20 protein-coding genes are annotated in these 20,562 nt (G+C 41.4%); 6 read left to right on the top strand and 14 right to left on the bottom strand.

What is annotated here, in order from left to right; translation table 11 throughout:
- The 14 genes from IMPJCBKJ_RS04130 to hemA form a co-directional block, all read right to left on the bottom strand.
- Positions 1–501 (bottom strand): hypothetical protein, encoded by a 501-nt coding sequence (locus tag IMPJCBKJ_RS04130; RefSeq protein ID WP_166338927.1) that lies wholly within the window; start codon positions 499–501, stop codon positions 1–3.
- Complete coding sequence (locus IMPJCBKJ_RS04135; protein ID WP_166338929.1) at positions 501–4,076, bottom strand: tandem-95 repeat protein; 3,576 nt, start codon at positions 4,074–4,076, stop codon at positions 501–503. The genes IMPJCBKJ_RS04130 and IMPJCBKJ_RS04135 overlap by 1 nt, the downstream gene beginning before the upstream one ends.
- A 16-nt stretch (positions 4,077–4,092) precedes the next feature.
- Positions 4,093–5,178, bottom strand: coding sequence for a 23S rRNA (cytidine(2498)-2'-O)-methyltransferase RlmM (rlmM, locus tag IMPJCBKJ_RS04140; protein WP_138602676.1), 1,086 nt, complete (start codon positions 5,176–5,178; stop codon positions 4,093–4,095).
- Between the two features lie 9 nt (positions 5,179–5,187).
- Positions 5,188–5,556 (bottom strand): DUF423 domain-containing protein, encoded by a 369-nt coding sequence (locus IMPJCBKJ_RS04145; RefSeq protein WP_054551639.1) that lies wholly within the window; start codon positions 5,554–5,556, stop codon positions 5,188–5,190.
- Entirely contained in the window at positions 5,553–6,197 is a 645-nt protein-coding gene (locus IMPJCBKJ_RS04150; protein WP_166338931.1) for an alpha/beta family hydrolase, read from the bottom strand. Before IMPJCBKJ_RS04150 ends, IMPJCBKJ_RS04145 begins: the two co-directional genes overlap by 4 nt.
- A gap of 1 nt (position 6,198) precedes the next feature.
- Entirely contained in the window at positions 6,199–7,095 is an 897-nt protein-coding gene (locus IMPJCBKJ_RS04155) for a transcriptional regulator GcvA (protein ID WP_063706073.1), read from the bottom strand.
- 116 nt (positions 7,096–7,211) lie between these two features.
- Positions 7,212–8,066: a 3-deoxy-8-phosphooctulonate synthase gene (gene kdsA, locus IMPJCBKJ_RS04160; protein WP_054561809.1), complete on the bottom strand. Its 855-nt coding sequence runs from the start codon at positions 8,064–8,066 to the stop codon at positions 7,212–7,214.
- Positions 8,067–8,075: 9 nt separating this feature from the next.
- Positions 8,076–9,329, bottom strand: a complete 1,254-nt coding sequence (locus IMPJCBKJ_RS04165) for a DUF819 family protein (RefSeq protein ID WP_166338933.1) — start codon at positions 9,327–9,329, stop codon at positions 8,076–8,078.
- 15 nt (positions 9,330–9,344) lie between these two features.
- Positions 9,345–10,172: a tetratricopeptide repeat protein gene (locus IMPJCBKJ_RS04170; RefSeq protein ID WP_054551644.1), complete on the bottom strand. Its 828-nt coding sequence runs from the start codon at positions 10,170–10,172 to the stop codon at positions 9,345–9,347.
- A gap of 132 nt (positions 10,173–10,304) precedes the next feature.
- Positions 10,305–10,679 (bottom strand): SirB2 family protein, encoded by a 375-nt coding sequence (locus IMPJCBKJ_RS04175; RefSeq protein ID WP_166338935.1) that lies wholly within the window; start codon positions 10,677–10,679, stop codon positions 10,305–10,307.
- Between the two features lie 21 nt (positions 10,680–10,700).
- Complete coding sequence (locus IMPJCBKJ_RS04180) at positions 10,701–12,239, bottom strand: response regulator (protein ID WP_166338937.1); 1,539 nt, start codon at positions 12,237–12,239, stop codon at positions 10,701–10,703.
- Between the two features lie 45 nt (positions 12,240–12,284).
- Positions 12,285–13,127 carry a peptide chain release factor N(5)-glutamine methyltransferase gene (prmC, locus tag IMPJCBKJ_RS04185; RefSeq protein ID WP_054551647.1) on the bottom strand — a complete coding sequence of 281 codons (843 nt, stop codon included), beginning with the start codon at positions 13,125–13,127 and terminating at the stop codon, positions 12,285–12,287.
- Between the two features lie 2 nt (positions 13,128–13,129).
- Positions 13,130–14,215, bottom strand: coding sequence for a peptide chain release factor 1 (gene prfA, locus IMPJCBKJ_RS04190; RefSeq protein WP_054551648.1), 1,086 nt, complete (start codon positions 14,213–14,215; stop codon positions 13,130–13,132).
- 7 nt (positions 14,216–14,222) lie between these two features.
- The gene (gene hemA, locus IMPJCBKJ_RS04195) at positions 14,223–15,479 is read right to left on the bottom strand and encodes a glutamyl-tRNA reductase (protein ID WP_171041528.1); all 1,257 of its coding nucleotides are present in this window, start codon (positions 15,477–15,479) and stop codon (positions 14,223–14,225) included.
- Between the two features lie 83 nt (positions 15,480–15,562).
- Here hemA and lolB point away from each other — a divergent pair, with 83 nt between their 5' ends.
- The 6 genes from lolB to ychF all read left to right on the top strand — a co-directional run bounded on the left by lolB (position 15,563) and on the right by ychF (position 20,539).
- A complete protein-coding gene (gene lolB, locus IMPJCBKJ_RS04200; RefSeq protein ID WP_138602686.1) occupies positions 15,563–16,150 on the top strand; it encodes a lipoprotein insertase outer membrane protein LolB in 588 nt (195 codons plus the stop codon).
- Between the two features lie 2 nt (positions 16,151–16,152).
- Positions 16,153–17,019: a 4-(cytidine 5'-diphospho)-2-C-methyl-D-erythritol kinase gene (ispE, locus tag IMPJCBKJ_RS04205; RefSeq protein ID WP_054551651.1), complete on the top strand. Its 867-nt coding sequence runs from the start codon at positions 16,153–16,155 to the stop codon at positions 17,017–17,019.
- Positions 17,020–17,098: 79 nt separating this feature from the next.
- A complete protein-coding gene (locus tag IMPJCBKJ_RS04210; protein ID WP_054551652.1) occupies positions 17,099–18,046 on the top strand; it encodes a ribose-phosphate pyrophosphokinase in 948 nt (315 codons plus the stop codon).
- A gap of 151 nt (positions 18,047–18,197) precedes the next feature.
- Positions 18,198–18,809: a 50S ribosomal protein L25/general stress protein Ctc gene (locus IMPJCBKJ_RS04215; RefSeq protein ID WP_062566197.1), complete on the top strand. Its 612-nt coding sequence runs from the start codon at positions 18,198–18,200 to the stop codon at positions 18,807–18,809.
- Between the two features lie 19 nt (positions 18,810–18,828).
- Positions 18,829–19,413 carry an aminoacyl-tRNA hydrolase gene (gene pth, locus IMPJCBKJ_RS04220; RefSeq protein WP_166338939.1) on the top strand — a complete coding sequence of 195 codons (585 nt, stop codon included), beginning with the start codon at positions 18,829–18,831 and terminating at the stop codon, positions 19,411–19,413.
- 34 nt (positions 19,414–19,447) lie between these two features.
- Positions 19,448–20,539, top strand: a complete 1,092-nt coding sequence (ychF, locus tag IMPJCBKJ_RS04225) for a redox-regulated ATPase YchF (RefSeq protein ID WP_054551655.1) — start codon at positions 19,448–19,450, stop codon at positions 20,537–20,539.
- Positions 20,540–20,562 lie beyond the last annotated feature (23 nt).

Here is a 20,562-nt window from a genome sequence, read left to right on the forward strand (position 1 = left end):
CTATTGGCTTTTCAATACACTATAATTTAATTTAACTGGTAAAGGATCTGATAACTCGGTGCCAAAGCGAGGTTCATCAAATTGACTAATAACCACCGTAAATCTTTCTTCCCCCATATTGAGTATAAATGGGGTCCCTATCTTTGCTAGCTCTGAAATTTGTTTGTGTTTATTTTCTAATAAAACAGTGCCTGAACCTTTATTTTTAACTAAAAGTACATGTGCGTTATTCCCTAAAACAATCCTAGCTTGATGTGATTCGCGATATTCAGCCCGCCATTGCCCTCTTTGGTATAGAGTGTATATGATTGAGATCCCATCGGGTTCAACGATACGTCCCTCTTTAATTTTACAATGTTGGCAACCAATTACTGAGCCTGATTTCCAGTTTACTGGCTGCCCATCATAACTTAATCTAGATGACATATGCCATTGAGGTTCAACATCTGGTGTGCATGCAACACAACATATCAACATAAAAAATATAACCAGATACTTCACTACTTAATCCCTTGCTTTTCTCTAGCAGCTTTAATTTCATTAAGAAGTTTTAAAGGCGGCGCTTGTTCTTCAATCATTCGTTGTTGTATATGCTTCGACACGTCTTTTTGATCGCTATCTTGCTGATGAACACCGAAGCGATTGCCAGAGAACAAGGTATAAAAACGAAGTTCAATCAAACTCCACTCATCAACATCATTTAGCACTGTTACGGCGGTATCATCATTCGTATCTTGGCTTAGAGTTTCAGTCAAATCAGCATTACAATTAAAATCTACAGCAGCAGAGCCGGGATACCTTAAACCATTAGCCTCTATTATATTATTTTCGTCTATGGAACTTCCGAGTCCATGCGAATAAGACATTACAAAATTTTCAGGAGAGTCAAATGGGCTATTAGTCAAATCCGCAGTTTGTACGGCACAATTGGCATTCTCACGATAGCGACTCGAATAATAGCGATCTCCCTCATTATCCCCTATCGTCGGTAACCCTCTCAACTGATAAAGGTAATTCATAATACTCAAATGATTTGGTTTATAGTTTGTACTTTCATCACCACCATGCTCTAAACCTAAATTATGGCCAAGCTCATGCATTATCGTTGATGCTTGGTAGTTGAAGGTTAAATTTCGAGATATTTCGTTATCAAGTGATAACCCCCAATTCCCCATACTTATCATCAAATCATTACCACTTAATTCAGCAACCCCTGAAGAACCCGCACTGCCATCAATGTTTCGACTATTAGCCATTAACATATAATGAAATATCGGCTTACGTCTCATGTCAAAGTTTGCCATTTTATAATGAAATAAACTCTCAACACCTTGGTTAAAGTTATAAGGTGTATATTGTCTAAAGGTTACTTGATCACCCCCACCTAAATCATGATCTTGTACAGATATTCCCCCTGCTTGGTGGTACAAATCCCCCACATCAAAGTGAACAACAATGCCTTGCTCAGCGAACGAGCTTACCACTTTTTCCAATGCTGTTTGGTGCGGTATTATTCCCGCATCACTGCTATCCATATAATCCACTTCAATAAAGATATCTTTTTGATTAACTCTAGCTCCCCAAGCATGCAAAGGTAGTCCAGAAAAAGTTGACCCAGGGAGTTCTGAACAGTCAGGAATACCATCTTCATCACTGTCATCTTCGCAGCTAACATCATTAACACCCGCCGGTGTCGTAAATTGGCTATAGTGCCAATCAGATGATGAATTAGTATCTGTGTTATCTATATCTCTTTTAATACTTGAGCCAGTTACATTAGAAATGACAGGTGCTGATCCTGTTTGCCATTGTCCTGCCGTCAGAGGCTCAGTAGTGTCATTGCCAAATCGAACAAAATCCACAGTACTTCCCGAGTCACGCGTTAGTAATTCAACAAACCCATTCAAAAACCAATAAGGGCGAACCGTTGAGTCAATATCGCCAATAAAAGCGATAGATTTATTTTGCTCAGTTGTATCGTAAAATAATTGATCACCAAAACCACTATGAACTATGAGATATTCCTCAGGAGCAATCACTTGGTCAGGCAAATTAAAAATTGTTGCGGCCGAAATACTATTATCAGAACTGTCACGACTTTTTACTCGTACACTGTAATCAGCTAAATTAACACTACTATCGGTTCCGTTATAAAGTTCAAACCAAGGCGTGTCGTTGCTAAAACGAATAGCGACAACCTCAGTTATCTTTAAATCATTACTTCCAGTTGTAAAAGTAGAAACTACTTGGGCTAAAGCAGGTGTATCAGCAAAATTAACTAAGTCTTCGGTTAATCTTAACGCATATTCTGTTGCTTGATTAAAAGCAGCTGTAAACTCAATATTGTTAAAATATTCATTGTCATTTCCTTGTGGTCCCGTCATCTCTAATGAGTCGATTGCTAAGCAAGTTTCAAAATTATCAGCTGATAATTGCACACTTCCCTCACATACACCATTGGCGCTATTAACAACTAAACTCGATGACTTCATCACATCAGACATCGATAACATAACTCGAGCATTTACACTCACAGCAGAGGCTGCATCTTCAGGGCTTACATTTACAACAGTGGCTGCACTAGTATCTGTAATTGTCACGCTCACTGTCGCTTGGGCACTCTGAGTTCCATCCGATACAGTTACAGTAAAAGGCGCTTGCGATATGCTATTTGATGCAGGTTGATAAAGATAACGAAAAGTTGTTGCATCAACTAAAGTGATACTCGCCCCAGCTAACTGCTGAGAAAAACTAATAGTTAACTCATCCCCATCAATATCACTCGCGTCAATAGTAAATTCACTACTTTCATTAAACTCTGTAGTAATAGCAATATCAGACACTGTGGGTGGTTTATTAACATGAATGATCATAAATGTGAGGCTTGCTGAAGATATTGCTCCTTGATCATCTACCGCAGTGATCCGAAATATCACCTCGGCATTTTCAGACACTTCTGGCGCTGTGAAAGTAATAGTTTCGCCATTTTGCACAAAATCTACTGATGGCCCACTTAACTGCTGCCACTCAATATCTGCTATAACCCCGTCGCTGTCTGTAACAACCACAGAGACAGAAGCTTGCGTTAACTCAGTAATATCAGCAATCGCACCGAGGGTAATGACAGGCGCAAGATTTATGTAATTTTCAACCACAACACTAAATTCTGCAGAGCTTGTAGCTCCATCATCATCAGTTGCTGATACTTGGAAGGTAATTTCATCATTTGTTTCTACTTCAGGGGCCGTATAATTTATTAAATTATCAGTTGCAGTAAAATCGGTAATCGGGCCTGAAGTTTGCACCCAACTATAGCTAATAATACTACCATCACTGTCTGTTGCCGTAGCTGTTAATACTCCTTCAGCCCCTTCTTGAATATTTTGCGAACCAGTTATACTCACTGATGGAGCACTGTTTGCGCTTACATCTATAGTAAAAAGCGCCGTGCTTTGTTCACCAAAACTATCAATAACTGTCACCGAAAAAACAAGCTGAGTTAAGGTTGCAACATTTGGTGTGGTAAAACTAATTGTGCTCGATCCATTTTCAAACTCTACATCTGGACCAGCCGTTTGCTGCCAATCATAACTAATAACCTCTCCATCAGAATCTGAGGCATTTGCACTAAGAGAAATATTGTTACTAGAAGAGGATATCTGAGGGCCAGCAACCGATATTGTCGGGGCTTGATTAACATTAATAATGGTAATAGTGATACTGGTTGTAGCTGTTGCGCCTTGATTATCAGTAACGCGCAAAGAAAATGAGACATCTGTGTCAGTATCTACTGCAGGAATTGATACATTGATTTGTTGACCGTTTGCTGCAAAATCGATAGAAGGGCCACCAGTTTGCTGCCAAGAAAAGTCGGCTATAGAACCATCACTATCGTTGGCTGACGCACTTAATGAAAGTGTTGCCAGCTCATTGACCTCAGTATCACCAGAAATACTTACTTGTGGCGCTTGGTTCTCAGCATTATTAGACTCTTCACTCCCTCCGCCGCCTCCACAAGCTGTTAATAAAATGGAAAATAAAATACTAAGCCCAAGTAACTTTATTCTATTCTCCATTTTTAAGCCCTCGCGATTAACTGTATAAACTTTGTGGCACCTTAGTTACATTTAAATGAACCGTGACCTCTTCACGGTCATGGTATAAGTGCTTAGCTTGTAGTTCGTAACTTACGCCATATTTATCAAGCTCTTCTTTAATCATTTTTAAACACTCGTAAACGCTATCAAAACGTTTTTTCATCGGTAGTTTAAGATTAAAAATAAGCTCTTTTGCGTAGGCGTTTACCGCCCAATCAATCATAAGGTTAGTCACTTTTGCTGGCTTTTCCACCATGTCACAGACTAACCATTGAATATTGCGCTTTTCTGGACGGTATTTAAAACCATCGACCCTAAAATGCTTAACTTGCCCTGTTTCCATCAAGTCATCGTTCATAGGACCATTATCAATTGCGCTTACAAACATACCTCGGCGCACCAATTGATATGTCCAGCCCCCTGGGCAAGCACCTAAATCAACACCTCGCATGCCAGGTTGCATACGTTCTTCAGCTTCATGAGGTGGAATAAACACGTTAAAGGCTTCATCAAGTTTCAACGTTGAGCGGCTCGGCGCATCACTCGGCATACGTAAACGCGGGATACCCATAAAGAAAGGCGAATTATTGAATGTATATGAATAGCCAACATAAGCACTGTCGTTTGCTAAAAACAACACATGCATAACAGGTTTTTTCTCAGCAATTTCGCGTGTTACCTTCGAGCGCTTTTCAAGCGATTTTTTCAGAGGTGTAGAAATCTTTTTGCAGAACTTACTCAGCTCTTTACCTTCGTTGGTATCTGGCGTTTCTACGCGTAGGTCACCACATTCAGGAAACTCAGCGGCAGCATCAACAATAGCACTAACGCGGTCTTCAAGTGGCATGTTATCGACTAAGGCGCCAGTAAACCATTGGCGCGCAAATACCATATTTTTGAAATCGACTTTTTTGATGATTTCTTCACCGTGGCTTGCATCAAAACATTCGTAAACAACAATCCCCGTATTTGGTTTTGTTTTTACGTAACCTGCAAAGCCTTGTTCAGCAGCCTGAAAAGTAATTTCAGCAGCGGCATCATTTTCAAAACCACTGCGACAATAAATAACTACACTCGACATAGATAACCCTTAAAACTTATATCGTGCTGCTTGAACTAACAAAATAGCCCAACCAATAATAAAACAAACACCGCCAATTGGGGTGATAGGCCCAAGCCACTTCATGCCCGTTAGTGCGAGTAAATACAAACTACCGCTAAATAACACTGTACCTGCGATAAAAAATCCACCAGCCCAACTTAAGTTCATACCCCATTTAATTAAGATAGCAATTGCTATCAGTGCAAGGCCATGCACCATTTGGTATTCAGCAGCGGTTTTAAAAATTCCAATTGCGTACTCAGAAACGCGGCTTTTTAAACCATGAGCAGCAAATGCGCCAAGCATTACTGAAAGCATGCAAAATAAGCTACCAATCATTAAATAGAGTTTGATCATTGCGTATCTCCAGCCGCTAAATTCAAAATAAACTGCGCTGCATAATCTGCAGCTTGCTGTAAGTTTTCTTGCTCTGTAATGCCACTTTTTTTACGTGGTTTTAATGAGTGGTCACCGTCTTTTAGAAATTTAATCTCGGGTGGGTTAACCATTTCAAGTTCAGCGAGTTCTTGCTGATCACCAAACGTATCGCGCTCACCTTGCAGCACTAAAAATGGGCATGGCATATCAACAAAATGATCTATACGCAGTTTATCGGGTTTACCCGGTGGGTGAAACGGATAGCCAAAAGCCACAACACCTGCAATTTGAGCTTGGTCTTGCTCAGTACAAAGCATCGAAGCCATACGCCCACCCATAGATTTACCCCCAATAAATAGCGGCAATTCTGGCTGGCGCTCGGCTAAAACTTCACCAAAGTAGGCAAGTAACTTAGGAGCACGATCGGGTGGTCTACGCTTGCCTGTTTCTTTTGCAATTTGCATATACTGAAAATCAAACAAGGCTACATCAATCCCATGCTGACTAATCAAGTTAGCCATTGTTTGCATAAACTCAGAATCACTGCCTGCCCCTGCACCATGGGCAAATATAAACTGTGCACGCGCCTTGCCCGTTGTACTTTTAAACCACTGTAACATGTTAATACTCTTGTTCTTGTTCAACTAAGCTCAGCATCCAGTCTTTGAAAGACACTATTTTGCCAAGCTCTGTTTGCGATTCGCGGATCACTAAATAGTATGCATTTTTACTTTCTAATGAGTGATTAAATGGAATAACTAGACGACCCGCATCAATATCAGGTTTTGCTAAAACGCTATTACCAATGGCAACCCCCTGTCCATGCACCGCGGCTTGCAATACCATTGATGAGTGACTAAAAATCGGCCCTTGGTTAACTTGTACATTACGCACACCAGCCGTTTTCATCCAGGTTTTCCAGTTTTTACGGGTGGTATCATGCAATAAGGTATGATTTGCTAAATCACTGGGTTGATTAAGTGGTTTAGGGCCCGTTAACAGCAATGGGCTACATAACGGCACTAGATATTCAGTATGCAGCTTATATGTCTGTACCCCACTCCAGTGGCCACGACCATAATAAATAGCAATATCTACATCGTCAGAAAGTGAGTTTTCATCCTGATCTTGTGCTTTAATTCGCACGTCGATTTCTGGATGTAATTCATTAAATAAACTAAGTCTAGGTACTAACCATTGAATCGCAAAACTTGGCGTTAAACTTACCGTGAGTGACCCTTTCGCACCGCGGGCTAGCAGTTTTTCTGTGGCATCAATGAGCTGAGTAAAAATTTCTTTTATATCTAAAAAGTAACCTTGCCCTTCTTCGGTTAACAGCAAAGAACGATTTTTACGTAAAAACAGCTTTAACCCTAAATGCTCTTCAAGGGTTTTAATTTGATGGCTCACCGCAGCCTGCGTTACATATAGCTCTTCTGCTGCTTTGGTAAAGCTCAAATGGCGGGCAGCGGCTTCGAAAGCTTTTAGTGCATTTAAAGGAGGTAAACGACGAGACATAAACACCAAACTTAGAATTAGTTTTTCTTATGCGTCGATTATAGCGATACAAATAAAAAAAGGCGACCATGGTCGCCTTTTTCATACTTAAATACTTAAATACTTATATACTTAAATTATAAATCGCTTGCGCTGGTATCGAGTGGTGCAAAGCTCTTAACTAAGTCATCAACCGCTTTCATTTGCGATAAATAACCTTCTAGCTTGCTTAGTGCGAGAGCACATGGGCCGTCACATTTTGCTTCATTCGGATTAGGGTGCGCTTCAATGAATAGACCCGCAATACCTAATGCCATGCCACTGCGAGCAAGTTCTGCAGCTTGTGCACGGCGACCATCTGCAGAGTCAGCTCGGCCTCCCGGGCGTTGTAATGCGTGCGTTGCATCAAAGATAACCGGCGCCATAGGCTTCATGTCATCCATACCAAGCATATCAACCACAAGGTTGTTATAACCAAAACTAGTACCACGCTCACACAGTGCAACATTGTTGTTGCCCGCTTCATTAAACTTTTTAATGATATGACGCATTTCGTGTGGAGCTAAAAACTGTGGCTTTTTCACATTGATAATAGCGCCAGTTTTTGCCATGGCTACAACTAAGTCAGTTTGACGAGCAAGGAATGCCGGTAACTGAATTACATCAACCACTTCAGCCACAGGCGCAGCTTGATGCGGCTCATGTACGTCGGTGATCAGTGGCACATTGAAAGTAGATTTAATTTCTTCAAAGATTTTTAAACCTTCTTCCATACCAGGGCCTCGGTATGAATTAATTGAAGAGCGATTCGCTTTATCAAAAGACGCTTTAAAAACGTATGGAATGTTTAGCTTTGATGTAACTTCTACATAATGCTCCGCAATTCGCATCGCTAAATCACGTGATTCAAGTACGTTCATACCGCCAAACAATACAAATGGTTTGTCGTTGGCTAATTCAATCTCGTTAATTTTAATTAACTGGTTGTTCATTTCTATTCCTTAAGGTGCAACAGCTTGTAGCATTAATCCACAAATATAAGCCATGTAAGTACCAACACCATAGCCTAAAACAGCAAGTAAAACACCTACTGGCGCAAGTGATGGGTGGAATGCTGATGCAACAACAGGTGCTGATGCTGCGCCGCCTACATTGGCCTGAGAGCCTACCGCCATATAAAACAGTGGTGCTTTAATTAGTTTCGCCACAATAAGCATTAAGCTTGCGTGAGTAATCATCCAAATAACACCGAGTACGAAGTACATTGGTGAATCAAAAATCGCGGTAATATTCATGTGTAAGCCAATTGAAGCAACAAGAATATATAAAAAGCTTGATGCCACTTTTGACGCACCAAAAGCTTCAATATGGCGAACTTTAGTAAACGATAAACTAATACCAATTGTGGTAGAGATAACGATTAACCAGAAGAATTTACTGTTTAAACTATACTCTTGTGCCCACGGGAAGTTAGCCCCAAAAAACGGACCTAAAAAGTCAGCACAAAAATGTGCAAGACCAGTAATACCAAAGGCAATTGCGATAATCGTCATGTAATCATTTAGAGTTGGCATGCGCGCATGCTCAGCATGATACTTTTCTACGCGCTCTTTTAAATCTTCAATTGCACGCGTATCTGCGCCTGTTTTAGCATCAATCGCCTTATGGTTTGCTGCCATTAATAACAGTACGGCCATCCATAAGTTAGCCACAATCACATCAACTGTCACCATTGCAGAGAAGATATCGCCGCCTACTTCAAACATTTCTTTCATTGAAGCTTGGTTTGCGCCGCCACCAATCCAGCTACCGGCGATAGTCGTCATACCACGCCACACTGCGTCAGGGCCATGGCCCCCCACCGCTTCTGGGTAAACTGCGCTCATTACTAAGATAGCCAAAGGGCCACCAATAACAATACCCAAGGTACCTGTTAAAAACATGACTAATGCTTTTGGCCCAAGGTTTAGGATCGCTTTTAAATCAATACTGATGGTAAGCAAGATTAAGCAAGCTGGCAGTAAATAGCGTGACGCTACAAAATATACATTCGAAGAATGACCATCAACAATCCCAAAAGTATTGAGTAATGATGGTAAAAAGTAGCAAAGCAATAATGCCGGTACATATTTATAAAATTTTTGGCAGGCAGCATTATTACTGTGCGAGGTTTTAAAAATAAACCCCAAAATAACGGCAAGCAAACCAAGTACGACTGCGTCATTGGTAATTAGCGCACTGTGGGCGTCAGTCATAAATGTTCCTTTAAATTAGTGGTGTGTATTATTGTTGTCTTCTATTTCAGCAATCTGGTGCTGAATTAATTCGATAGCGGGATCATCTGGGCACTCATTAATAAAGTACTGCAAATCATCACGCGCCATTTTTGGGCAATCTAGCTGATTAAGTAAATAGCCGCGGTCACGACGCTCATAAGGGTCATCACCAAGTAATTCCATCAGCATATCAACACAATGCAATGCATGACCAAATTTACTTTCGCTGATGAACGACCATTTTTGCTGTGCTAGATACAGCTTATAAAGCTCTTCTTCAAAAATCAGTTCAAGCGGTTCTTGCTCATCGCCATTTTCTTCACAGGCATTCTCAGGTGTTATATACCAGCTCTGCTGACCTGTGCTTGGCTCAATTAAATAGCCCTCTTCATCACTCATCCCAACGTGAACGTGCACGTCTCCCTGACTAAGTGTGACCGTGGCATCAAGTTCAGCATGCTGTAATAAATGACAAAGTAAAATTGCCAGCGTGGTTTGTGTGCCACTGCGCATAGTAATGGTATAGCTAAAGCTATTTAACGTGTACTCTGGCACTTTTAAGCTTGATGAGCTAAACAGCCATTGCTGATAAAAGGTATCAAGTAACTTATCGAGACGCTCATGTGGCTCTTTTAATTCGGCGCAAAGAGCTGTTACCGTATTTTCAAGCTCATTAAGGGTGTCATAACAGGCTGTTAAATCAGCTTGTTGATCCCACTTTAATTCAGCGTCGATACAACGATAAAGCACTTTAGAAGAAAATGCGTCAAAGGCCTCATCTTGATAGGATTCATTTTGATCTTCAAACCAAGGGGTGGTCATTTATACTGCTACATCTCTTTCAAAAACGAACAGCTAGTTTACCTACTTTTGCTTTAAGTTACCAATACTGAGCGTTGAGATATAAAAAAGCGGTACGACAGCCAATGCAATCAAATACCGCTCAGAGATTTGTTATAAAAGAAGTGCTGTTTTTGCAGATGCTAAATAACCAATTGCTAATAAAATAAGCGTGGTGATCGCAAGTAATACAAGCTTCGCGCTTTTTGCACTTTGCTTAGCGGCAACCACACCGAGTACAATATAAGCAACCACTAAGATTATCTTTTCTAATAACCAAGATTGTTCAAGCGGGTTAAAACCGGCCATTACAATTAATGCCACTGCAGAAATAAGTAATAAGGTGTCGATACTGTGGCTGCCGATAAACACTACTTTGTTTTTTGCCAGAACGCCCGTCTTTAAGCGAGAGAAAGAACGAACGTAGAATAAGATAATACTCAACACGGCAAATAACATGTGAGTATGTTTTACTGCTAAATAATCCATATGCCCCTAATTTTATTTTAATTAATCTGGATAACGTACAAGTACGTCTTCTATTTCTTTAATTCGCTGATTAAACACATCAATCAACTTTGGATCAAATTGTTTGCCCTGCTGCGCGTTAATTTCTTTCACAACATCGTCAAGCGACCACGGCTCTTTGTAGCAGCGCTTATGACGTAGTGCATCAAATACATCAGCTAAAGCAACGATGCGACCTGCAATAGGGATGTCTTCGCCTTTCAACCCTTTCGGGTAGCCTGAACCATCCCAACGCTCATGGTGTGATAACGCAATCACTGCGCCAGTATTAACAATGTCACGATTGGAGTCTTTTAAAATTAAATGACCTTTTTCAGCATGAAGTTGCATGATAGCCCACTCTTCATCGGTCAATGGCCCCGGCTTATTTAATATAGCGTCGGGAATACCTACTTTACCCACATCATGCAATGGCGCAGCTAAGCGAATAAGCTCTGCTTCGCGTTTTGATAGACCATAGCCCATGGCAAGTTCATAACAAATGTGCGACACACGCTTTACATGGTTACCTGTTTCTGTTGAACGTTGCTCTAACGCTTCACTGAGCCTAAATACTAACTCTTGTTGTGTTGCTTCGATTTCAGATTGTAACTGTACATTTTCATACGCCAGCTGCACATTTTGCGAAAAGATTTCAATCAAGTGACGCTGAGTGTCGGTTAAATGCTTAGGGATACCTGAAATAAACAACATGGAATTATGATTATATTCACTACTGCAATAGGCAAATAAATAGTTCTCACGATAAACAATGGTTTTTTCAATTAAGGCTTGCTGACAGGCTTGAAGCTGATCGTGACTTAACACCTCTTCAATCGCCTTGCCTTCACTGCGTTCAAACTCACCTCGGCCCGAAAACACCACTAGCTTCTTTTGGTTATCTTGCGGGTTACTCGCAACTAAACTGGTTGCATACATGGCCTGATCAACGGTTCCTAATAATGAGGTAAGTTGTTGCATCACCCCTTCAATAAAGCTTTCAAGAGAATGAGTCGAAAAAATGTCTCGCGATGCTTTAATAATTTTTTCAAGGCCTTGACGAGATTGTTCTATCGACAAAATATCACGATATGAACGCAAGCTCGACATCACTACTGTGAACAGTTTTTGTGCTGTTAATTCAGTTTTTGATTTGTAGTCATTGATATCGTAATTAACGATGACCTGACGCTCTGGTGCTTGCCCAGGCTGACCAGTGCGAAGAATGATACGAATATGATTATTTTTTGCGGTTTCGCGAATAAACTTAGCGACTTTGAGGCCTGCATCGTCGGTTTCCATAACCACATCGAGTAGTACGATAGCCGCATCTGGATGCTCTTGAATAACCTGCTTAGCTTCTTCACCCGAATAGGCGCTAATAAACTCTAAACGTTTATCTTGAAATTCAAAGTCACTCAACGCAAGCTTTGTTACGGCATGTACTTCTGGCTCGTCATCAACGACGATGACTTTCCAACTACCCTGAACCACCTCATTAACTTCGTCAAGTGCTTCATCCGAAAACAAAAAATCATCCATTCTATGGGATCCTCAAAGGCTATGTACGCACAGTGCGCTTTATTGTTATTTAGGCCATTGTGCTAACGTTACACGGTCATTACCGCCAAGATCTTTAATTGTAAGTATATGGCTATACGACATTTGTGCAAAAAATTCTTGTACCTTCACACTTTGTTTGTAGCCATGTTCAATTAAAAGATAGCCATTTGTTGCTAAATAGTCACGTGCGATAGTAATAATTTGTTTAATATCAGCCATACCGTCGTCATCTGCAACTAATGCAGAGAGCGGCTCAAAGCGAACATCGCCTTGGCTTAAATGCTCATCATCATGTTCAATATACGGAGGATTGCTAACAATTAGGTCAAACTTTTGTGTACTTACTGCACTAAACCAATTGCTCAAGGCAAAATTAGCATTGTTGATTGCAAGTCGCTGTTTATTTTCTTTAGCTAATTCGACAGCATCAGCCACCCTATCAACCCCTGTCACCTGCCAATTTGGCATTTCACTGGCCAATGCCAAAGCAATTGCCCCTGTGCCAGTGCCTAAATCAAGCACGTTTGCAGCCGTAGGTAGCTCAAGGCCTAAGGCATATTCTACTAACGTTTCGGTATCAGGTCTTGGGATCAGGGTTGTTGGATTAACCTTTAAAGGAAGACTCCAAAATTCACGAAAGCCAACAATATGAGCAACTGGTTCACCATTTAAACGACGCTGACATGCTTGTTCAAAATCACGTTGTTGCTGTTCGGTAAGTTGTTTTTCGGGCCAAGTAAATAAGTAACTACGAGGTTTATCAAGAATGGATAATAACAGGACTTGTGCGTCTAACTTAGCACTGTCGCTGCTAGGCGTTAATAACGCCGTTGCAGCAACAATTGCTTGTTCAATGCATTGTGGCACGATTATTCATCGCCCATCGCGGCAAGTAAGTCAGCTTGGTGTTCTTGCATTAGAGGTTCGATAACACTTCCTAAATCACCAGCAACCACTTCATTCAAACGATAAAGTGTTAAATTAATACGGTGATCGGTAATACGACCTTGCGGGTAGTTATAAGTACGAATACGCTCAGAACGGTCACCGCTACCTACTAGGTTACGACGTTCTGATGCTTCCGCCGCTTGACGCTTTTCATCTTCAGCTTGTTGTAAGCGTGCGCCAAGTACAGACATCGCTTTGGCACGGTTTTTATGCTGTGATCGCTCATCCTGACACTCTACAACCACACCCGTTGGAATGTGTGTAATACGGATTGCTGAGTCAGTTTTATTTACGTGCTGACCACCGGCACCCGATGCACGGAAGGTATCCACTTTAATATCAGCAGGGTTAATTTCAATTGCTTCTGCTTCAGGAATTTCTGCCATAACAGCTACCGTACACGCTGAGGTATGAACACGGCCTTGCGATTCTGTCTCTGGAACACGTTGTACACGGTGCGCACCTGATTCAAACTTAAGCTGACCATACACACCTTCGCCAGAGATATGCGCAATGACTTCTTTATAACCGCCGTGCTCACCTTCGTTAGTACTTACTACTTCTACTTTCCACTTTTTAGTTTCAGCGTAGCGGCTGTACATACGGAATAAGTCACCTGCGAAGATAGCAGCTTCATCACCACCAGTACCGGCACGAACCTCTAAATAGACGTTATTATTGTCTTTAGGGTCTTTTGGTAACATTAGAATTTGGATTTCATCTTCTAATGCAATAATTTGTGCTTTTGCTTCTTTGTATTCTTCTTGCGCCATTTCACGCATATCAGGATCAGAGTCTTTTAACATTTCTTCTGCTGTAGCAACATCATCTTGGGCTTGTTGGTAAGCTAAAAATGCTTTTACGATTTCTTCTAATTCTGAGTATTCTTTAGATAAGGCACGAAAGCGATTTTGGTCGCTGATCACAGAGGGGTCGCTTAGTAGCGCTTGCACTTCCTCATAACGCTCAACTAAGGTTTCTAATTTTCTATAAACAGACTCTTTCATTTAACGACTATTCCTGATCAATACCTAACATTTTCTTTAATTGGCTTAACTCCGCTGCTTCACCTTTTTTAGCAGCATCTTGAATGGCACGGGTAGGTGCGTGCATCAAGCGGTTGGTCAGTTTGTTTGCCAACTCGAGTATTACTTTTTCTGCCTCTTTACCTGCTTGTAGCTGGCCAAGGGCTTTTTCGACAAGTTCTGACTTTATATCTTGTACATCGTTGCGATAATGGCGAATAAGATCCACCGAATCGAGTGAACGCAACCACATAGCAAATTCATCGGTACGTGAGCGAATAATAGCTTGCGCTTGCTCCGCAGCCTGCTCACGAGCGGCGATATTCTCGCTTACTATGGCTTGTAAGTCATCAACTGAATACAAATAGGCTGCATCTAATTCGCCTACTTGGCTTTCGATATCGCGCGGTACCGCAATATCGATAAATAACATTGGTTTGTGGCGGCGCTTTTTCAATGCTTGCTCTACCACCCCTTTACCAATAATAGGCAAGGTACTAGCGGTTGAACTAATAACAATATCGGCGTCGTATAAACGCTCAGGCAACTGGGCAAGTGCAATCACATCCGCGTCAACCTCACTGGCTAAGGTTTTAGCGCGTTCAATAGTACGGTTTGCCACCGTTATTTTTTGCGGATCGTTTTGGTATAAATGCTTAGCAACGAGTTCTATCGTTTCACCTGCTCCAATTAGCAGTACATTGGTTTTATCTAGTTTGCCGTAAATATGTTTCGCAAGATTAACCGCGGCATAAGCAACCGATACGGCGCTAGCACCAATGTCAGTTTCGGTACGAACTTGTTTTGCAACAGAAAATGTTTTTTGAAACAAGCGGTCAAAGGTTACACCAATGGCATCGTGAGTTTTTGCATTATGGTAGGCTTGTTTTATTTGCCCTAAAATTTGCGGCTCACCGAGTACTAACGAATCTAGGCCACAAGACACCCGCATTAAGTGATTAATTGCTTCGTGATCTTCATGATAATAGATATTGTTGCTCAGTTCTTGTTCATCCAAACCATGGAAACTGGCTAACCAGCGCAACAAGGTTTGGGAATTACGCTCGGCAAGGCTACAATAGATTTCAGTTCGGTTGCAGGTCGAAACAATAACCGCTTCATTAAAATGCGCATGACCACTTAATTGCTGTAACGCCTCAGACATTTGCTCAGGCGAAAACGCGACTTTTTCGCGTAATTCTACGGATGCGGTTTTGTGATTTATACCAAGTGCTACGATGGTCATATGTACCAAATATTGCTAAGCCCAGCTGTAAAGGCATTAATTTTACCAAAAATCAGCGGAATATGGAAAGTAAGGAACGACATTTGATTAAACAATATTTGATTTTATTCATGTTTTTTTTATTTATCGGCGGTTGTGCGCAAAAAATTTCAACAGTTGATTACATTTATCCTGACTGGAAAAGCCGATTAGAACAACAAGCTCAATGGCAAGTGCAAGGCAAAATGGCATTTATTAGTACAGAGCAGCGCCAGTCAGCCAATTTAAATTGGCAACATGATGAGCAATACAGCGACATGGTGCTTACCAGTTTTATTGGTACCCGTATTCTGTCTTTAAAGCAAAATGCACAAGGTGCTGAACTTGAGTATGACGACAATGTATATACCGACCGTGATGCCTCAATGTTGTTATATCGTTTAACCGGTTTTTCAATCCCATTAGATAATGCCGCAAAGTGGCTAAAAGGTACCGTCGAGAGCGACCAAGCAAGCTATGATGAGCAAGGCCGTTTAAAAAGTCTTATTTGGCAAGCTCACAATGGTCAACAGTGGCAAATAACCTATTCAGACTTCATCAAACAAGATGGTTATTGGCTTCCTGTTAAGCTAAGCCTTAAAAACAATAAAATTCGTATTAAAATTCAACTTAATGATTGGCAGTTAAATTAATCATGACACACGCTTCAACCGCCCCGCTAACGTTAATAGCACCTGCAAAACTTAATTTATTCCTTCATATAAATGGTCGCCGTAAAGATGGCTACCATGAACTCGAAACCTTATTTACCTTTTTAGAATTTGGTGATGACTTAACATTTACTGTCAACAACGAGCCAAATATTACAGTAACCGGTGATACAAACGGTATTGAGCTTGCAGATAACCTTATATATAAAGCAGCCCGTTTATTACAACAGCACTGTGATTGCCAACAAGGCGCTTCAATAAAGCTATTAAAACGTTTGCCTATGGGCGGCGGTGTTGGCGGCGGCTCATCTGATGCCGCCACTACCCTGCTTGCTCTTAATAAACTATGGGGCTGTGATTTATCACTTACAGAATTAGCTCAGCTTGGGGTGAAATTAGGCGCTGATGTACCAGTATTTATCAATGGTCACACTGCCATTGCCCATGGGATTGGCGAGCAACTAGAAAATATTGAATTACCGCAAAGTTGGTTCTGTGTAGTGCATCCAGGGCAGCATGTGAGCACTGCGAAAATTTTTACCCACCCAGATTTAAAGCGCGACACACCTAAGCTAAAAGCAGACTGGCAAACAGAAAATTTAGGCAATGATTGTGAGGCTTTAGTTAAAAAGCTCTGCCCCGAGGTTGAAAAAGCCCTGCAGTGGTTGCTAAAATACGCCCCGTCAAAGATGACTGGTACAGGCGCTTGCTGCTTTGCTGAGTTTTCAACCGAGGCACAAGCACAACAAGTTTTAGCTCAATTACCAGAAAAATGGACAGGTTTTGTTGCAAGTAGTGCTACACTTTCTCCTGCTCATACAGCATTAAATGCTCACTTTGAAATGAAGTAACGTACAAGTAAATGTTAACCTGCTTTGGTGCCTACCATAGCCTGTTAGTCCCAAAATTCAGTGCCTGAGGAACCCTACCGTGCCTGACATGAAGCTCTTCGCTGGTAACGCAACACCTGAGCTAGCTCAAAAAGTTGCAAAACGTTTGTATATTGAATTAGGCGATGCTGTTGTTGGCCGTTTTAGTGACGGTGAGATCAGTGTTCAAATTAATGAAAATGTTCGTGGCTCTGACGTTTTCATTGTCCAATCAACCTGTAACCCTACTAACGATAACTTAATGGAGCTTATCGTTATGGTTGATGCCCTACGTCGTGCGTCTGCTGGACGTATTACTGCCGTTATCCCTTACTTTGGTTATTCACGTCAAGACCGCCGCGTGCGTTCTGCTCGTGTACCAATTACAGCTAAAGTAGTTGCAGATTTCCTTTCAAGTGTTGGTGTTGACCGCGTTCTAACGGTTGATTTACACGCTGAACAAATCCAAGGTTTCTTCGACGTACCAGTTGATAACGTATTTGGTAGCCCAGTTCTACTTGAAGATATGAAAGAACGCGACTTCGATGACGTTGTTGTTGTTTCTCCTGATATCGGTGGTGTTGTTCGAGCTCGTGCAATCGCTAAGCTATTAAACGACACAGACCTTGCTATTATCGACAAGCGTCGTCCACAAGCAAACGTTTCACAAGTAATGCACATTATTGGTGACGTTGAAGGTCGTGACTGTATCATCGTTGATGACATGATCGATACCGGTGGTACTTTATGTAAAGCAGCTGCAGCGCTTAAAGAACATGGTGCAAAACGCGTATTTGCTTACGCTACTCACCCAGTACTTTCAGGTAATGCCGCTGAGAACATTCGTAACTCAGTTATTGACGAAGTTATCGTAACTGACTCAATCACACTATCTGATGAGCTTAAAGCAATTGATAAAATCAAAGTGCTTACACTTGCAGATATGCTTGCTGAAACAATCCGTCGTATCAGCAACGAAGAATCTATTTCAGCGATGTTTGAACACTAATCAACATCACTGCAATACTAAAAAAGCACCGTCTAGGTGCTTTTTTTGTAGTCGTTATTTATTTTCCCCGAAAGGGGTGGTATGATAGCGCGCCTTTTGGCTGGGGACCTTGGTCGCAAAGGCCCTAAGACTATTAATTATTGGAGACATTATGTCAACTTACACATACAATGCAGAATTACGTACAGAAACAGGTACTGGTGCGAGCCGCCGCCTACGCCGTGAAGATAAAGTTCCTGCAATCCTTTACGGTGCTGACAAAGAAGCTGCATCAATCGTTCTTGCACACAAAGATATGATCAAAGCGCAAGAAGACGAAGGTTTCTACACGCACATCCTTACTTTAAACATCGGTGGCGAGTCAGTTGAAGCAATCCTTAAAGATATTCAACGTCACCCGTACAAGCCTAAGATCACTCACTTAGACTTCCAACGTGTAGATGCTACTCACAAACTTCACACTAAAGTGCCTGTACACTTCATCGGTGAAGATAAAGTAACTAAAGCTGGTAACACTGTTGTTCACCAATTAACTGAAATCGAAATCACGTGTCTTCCTAAAGCACTTCCTGAGTTCGTTGAAGTTAACGTTTCAGACTTAGTAGCTGGTGATTCAATCCACCTTTCTGACCTTAAACTTCCTTCAGGTGTTTCATCTGTTGAGCTAACTAAAGGCGCTGATCACGATCAGTCAGTTGTTACTGTTAAAGCTAACAAAGCAGCTCCAGCTGAAGAAGAAGCTTCAGAAGACGCTGCAGAATAATTTTTAAGGTGTAAACACCTTGAATTCTATTCAAATGCTTGTGGGCCTGGCTAATCCAGGCCCCGAATACGCAAACACACGCCATAATGCAGGTGCTTGGTTCATCGAAGAACTGGCTGCACGTTATAACTGCACACTCAAACATGATCCTAAATATCACGGCCTCACCGGCAAAGTGATTATTCAAGGCCAAGAATTTAAATTACTGATCCCTACAACTTATATGAATTTAAGTGGTAAGGCGGTGAGTAGTCTCGCTAATTTCTTTAAAATCCCTGTTGAGAACATTCTCGTTGCTCATGACGAAATGGACTTAGATCCTGGGGTTGCAAAACTTAAAAAAGGTGGCGGCCACGGCGGTCATAATGGTTTAAAAGATATTATTGCGAAAATGGCAAACCAAAAAGATTTCATGCGCCTTCGCATAGGCATTGGTCATCCAGGTCACAGAGAAATGGTAACAGGCTGGGTGCTAGGTAAAGCCGCGAAAGACGATCAAGAAAAAGTGGACGCCGCCGTTGACGAAGCAGTTCGTTGTATGGAAATACTTGCAAAAGATGGTGTGTTAAAAGCACAAAACAGACTACATTCATTTAAACCTTAATCCGTTTTAATGAAATTACACAAGGTATCTTACTATGGGTTTTAAATGTGGCATCGTTGGTTTGCCAAACGTTGGTAAATCAACTCTATTTAATGCACTAACTAAAGCGGGTATTGAAGCCGCTAACTTCCCTTTCTGTACCATTGAGCCTAACACGGGTGTGGTACCGGTTCCTGATGCGCGCTTGAATGATTTAGCCGCTATCGTAAATCCTCAGCGTATTTTACCAACGACGATGGAATTCGTTGATATTGCCGGTCTAGTAAAAGGCGCATCGAAAGGTGAAGGTTTAGGTAACCAATTCCTAGCAAACATTCGTGAAACAGATGCGATTGGTCACGTTGTTCGTTGTTTTGAAGACGAAAACATTGTTCACGTTGCTGGCACAATTGACCCTGCTGATGATATCGATGTAATTAACACCGAATTAGTACTTGCTGATATGGACAGTGCTGATAAAGCGATTGTTCGTAATGCTAAAAAAGCAAAAGGCGGCGACAAAGACGCTAAAGAGCAAAATGCTGTTTTAGAAAAAGTAAAAGTACACTTAGATGAAGGTTTAACGTTACGTTCTTTAGAACTAACAAAAGAAGAAAAAGCAGCGATTAAGCCGCTTAACTTCTTAACAATCAAACCTACCATGTATATTGCTAACGTGGCAGAAGATGGTTTTGAAAATAACCCTTACCTAGACAAAGTACGTGAAATTGCTGCTGCAGAAGATGCGGTTGTTATTCCAGTATGTGCAGCGATTGAATCTGAGTTATCTGAACTTGAAGAAGAAGATAAACTAGAATTTATGGCTGACCTAGGTTTAGAAGAGCCAGGTCTTAACTTAGTGATCCGTGGTGGTTACGAGTTACTTAAATTACAAACCTACTTCACTGCTGGCGTTAAAGAAGTACGTGCATGGACAATCCCAGTAGGTGCGACTGCACCACAAGCTGCGGGCAAAATCCACACTGACTTTGAGCGTGGCTTTATCCGTGCACAAACTATCGCATTTGACGACTACATTGCGTTTAAAGGCGAAAGCGGTGCTAAAGAAGCTGGTAAGATGCGTCAAGAAGGTAAAGAGTACATCGTTAAAGACGGCGATGTGATGAACTTCTTATTTAACGTATAAGCATATTTGCTCATTCGATTTTA

Source organism: Pseudoalteromonas sp. MB47 (assembly GCF_011319765.1).
Lineage (GTDB): Bacteria > Pseudomonadota > Gammaproteobacteria > Enterobacterales > Alteromonadaceae > Pseudoalteromonas > Pseudoalteromonas simplex.